The sequence below is a fragment of the Sulfurovum sp. bin170 genome, assembly GCF_010892395.1.
In the GTDB taxonomy this organism is placed as follows: domain Bacteria; phylum Campylobacterota; class Campylobacteria; order Campylobacterales; family Sulfurovaceae; genus UBA1140.
Genome location: NZ_JAACKB010000298.1, coordinates 1 through 3,283 on the forward strand (window position 1 = coordinate 1; position 3,283 = coordinate 3,283).

At 36.2% G+C, this 3,283-nt stretch carries 2 protein-coding genes; both read left to right on the plus strand.

Annotation, left to right across the window (positions count from 1 at the left end):
* The first annotated feature begins 133 nt into the window (after window positions 1-133).
* Window positions 134-700 carry an ABC transporter substrate-binding protein gene (locus tag GSY74_RS07015; RefSeq protein WP_164664393.1) on the plus strand — a complete coding sequence of 189 codons (567 nt, stop codon included), beginning with the start codon at window positions 134-136 and terminating at the stop codon, window positions 698-700.
* 18 nt (window positions 701-718) lie between these two features.
* Window positions 719-3,121, plus strand: coding sequence for an RND family transporter (locus tag GSY74_RS07020; protein ID WP_164664394.1), 2,403 nt, complete (start codon window positions 719-721; stop codon window positions 3,119-3,121).
* The last annotated feature ends 162 nt before the right edge of the window (window positions 3,122-3,283 follow it).

Consider the following 3,283-nt stretch of genomic DNA (forward strand, 5'->3'; position numbering starts at 1 on the left):
CGAAAATGCAGATTGCATATAAGGAAACGATGGCTTCAGCCTCGCTAATTCATTGGCATTAGGCTAAAGCCATCGGTTCCTAGTTTTGAAAGAAGTCTAGTAATCGTTCTACAAAAAGAAAAAAGGATTTAGAATGTTAAAAAAGTTATTGGTACTCTACCCAATTGTTGCAATTACACTTGCTTTTGCTATTGATGAGGGCAAGATAAAAACGGTAATGAACCTAAAGATTCAGAAGATTACAACGCTTCTGCAAGATAAAGAGTTAGAGAGAGAAGTACAGCAAGACCGTGTATATATGGTTATTGACCCTGTATTTGATTATAAAATAATGTCCAAAATCTCTTTGGGAAAAAAATGGAAAACTTTAACAGATAAACAAAAAGAGACCTTTATTGATAAGTATGAGCATAAATTAAAAGCTTCATATTTTGAAAAACTTGAACTCTATACTGACCAGAAAGTTTTAGTTAAAGAGTTAGAGAAGGTTAAAAGCAATAGAATCAAGGTATATAGTGATATTATAGGAAAAGATGATACTTATGAGGTTATTTATAAGTTCTATAAAGTCAAAGATAGTGAGGATTGGTTTATCTATGATATTGATATTGCAGGAGTGAGTATTATTCAGACTTATCGTAAACAGTTTTCGGAGTTTTTGAGGACAAAGAGTATTGATGAGTTGATTGATTCGTTATAAAATATACAAAGGGATATGATGCTAAAAAAACTTTACCAAAATGTAATACTAAAATATCCTAGAGCAGTCTTAGCACTACTTATTATTGCCATTTTATCTTTTGGACAGTACGCTACAAAACTAGAGATAGATGCCTCGGCCGAAACGCTTCTGCTTGAAAATGATAAAGATTTGGCTTTTAGTAGAGAGGTCAATGAGCGATTTAAAACTTCTAACTTTTTAGTTATTACTTACAGTCCAAATAGTGAACTGTTATCTGATGAGAGTCTGGAGACCATTAAAAATCTTAGCAGTGATTTGAAAAAACTGCCACTGGTAGCGTCGATAGACTCTATACTCACGGTTCCTCTACTCCTCTCTCCACCCAAAGAGATAAAAGAGCTGGTAGATGATGTCAAGACACTACAAAACAGCAATCCTGACAGAGCTTTAGTCAAAGAGGAATTTTTAACCAGTCCACTCTATAGAGCCAATCTGGTCAGCAAAGATTTCAAAACCAGTAGCATTATTATCAATTTAAAAGAGGATAAAAAGTACCATGAACTCTTGGCTCAAAAAGATTCAAAGTCAAAAGAGTTTAAAGCCCATAGAGATGAACGGCGAATCATTGAACATCAAAATATAGAGGATATTCGAGCCATTATGCAAAAATATCAAGGCTCTGCTTCTCTCTTTTTGGGTGGGGTCAATATGATTTCCAATGATATTATAGGTTTTGTTGAGAGTGATTTGCTTATCTATGGTTCAACACTTATCCTTATCCTCATTGTTATCTTATGGATTGTTTTTAGAACAGTTCGTTGGGTGACACTGCCTATCCTTATCTGTACCCTCTCCGTGATTGCGATTACCAGTAGTTTGGGCTTTTTTGGTTGGGAGATTACGGTTATCTCTTCTAATTTTATTGCCCTGCAACTTATTATTACCATCTCTATAGTTCTGCACCTCATCGTAAGATACAATGAACTTCTAAGCAAATATCCAAAAGCCTCAAACCACCGTCTGATACTATATACGATTCTGACCAAAGCGACACCGACCTTTTTTGCGATTATCACCACCATAGCAGGGTTCTCATCACTGATTGTCTCCAACATCAAACCAGTTATCAATCTAGGATGGATGATGAGTGCAGGGATTATCTTCTCGTTTTTGATTGCCTATATTGTCTTCCCCACGGTATTGATACAGTTTGCGAAACTCAAACCCAAAAAGAAGAGAGCCAAAAATAGTTTTTCTCTGACCCAAACCAGTGCTGATATTGTCAAATATGATAGAAAATCTATCTTCATCGTTACTTTTATAGTTATCCTATTTAGTATTTCTGGAGCCTCTATGCTCATCGTAGAGAACAGCTTTATCAACTACTTTAAACAAAATACAGAGATATATAAGGGGATGAGAGTTATTGATAAAGAGCTAGGAGGAACCACTCCTTTGGATATTGTGGTTACCTTTAAAGAGGAGCAAAAAGTAGATAGCACAGAAGATGATTCTGATGAGTTTGAAGATGAATTTTCGGCAAGTGAAGATGAGGAGCAGTACTGGTTTACCAAAGAAAAGATGGACAGGGTCATGCAAATTCACAACTATCTGGATGGGTTAGAGGAGATAGGCAATACACAATCACTAGCAACCATACTGAAAATTGGGAAGAGGCTCAACCATAATAAAGAGCTGGATGGTTTTACACTGGCACTGCTCTATAACAACTTACCTAAAAAATATAAAGATTTTATCCTCTCCCCTTATATCAGTATTGAAAATAGTCAAGTACGATTTGCCACGCGTATTATCGACTCCAATGACAATCTAAGAAGAGAGCAACTTCTAGGGAAGATAGAGCATGATTTGGCAAAGATCATTAATCCTAACGAAGCAGAATTTAGACTCACGGGTCTTATGGTACTCTACAACAATATGTTGCAGTCACTTTTCGACTCACAGATAAAGACACTGGGATTTGTCCTCCTTATCATCACCATAATGTTTTTGATTCTCTTTAGGTCACTCAAAATTGCACTCATAGCTCTTACGGTCAATGTGGTTCCCATAGGCATTATTTTTGGTTTTATGGGTTGGTTCCAAATCCCTCTGGACATTATGACCATCACCATCGCCGCCATTGCCATAGGGATAGGAGTTGACAATACGATTCACTATATTCACCGATTTATAGAGGAGTACAACAAAGAGCATGACTATATGGGAGCAGTTAACAAAAGTGATAACTCAATTGGTTATGCGATGTATTATACCTCTGTGACCATTATGATTGGGTTCTCTATCTTGGTTCTCTCAAATCTTGTACCGACTATCTATTTTGGTCTGTTGACTATGTTAGTTATGTTGACAGCTTTGATTGCTGATATTTTGCTTTTGCCGAAACTGTTTGTTTTGATTAAGCCGTTTAAGAGGTGATATTTTAGCTATACTTCTAATAGACTTATTTCAAAACTAGGAACCGATGCCTTCAGCCTCGCAATATTCGGGACTAAAGTCCAATGCCAATGAATTAAGCTTTTTTTGAACCAAATAGTTCGGGTGTAAACACGCCGATTCCGAAAATGCAAATTGCATATA

Bases quoted from the DNA above. Each gene is read 5' to 3' on its own strand.
- GSY74_RS07020 (WP_164664394.1), top strand. From the start codon at position 719: ATGCTAAAAAAACTTTACCAAAATGTAATACTAAAATATCCTAGAGCA.
- GSY74_RS07015 (WP_164664393.1), top strand. From the start codon at position 134: ATGTTAAAAAAGTTATTGGTACTCTACCCAATTGTTGCAATTACACTT.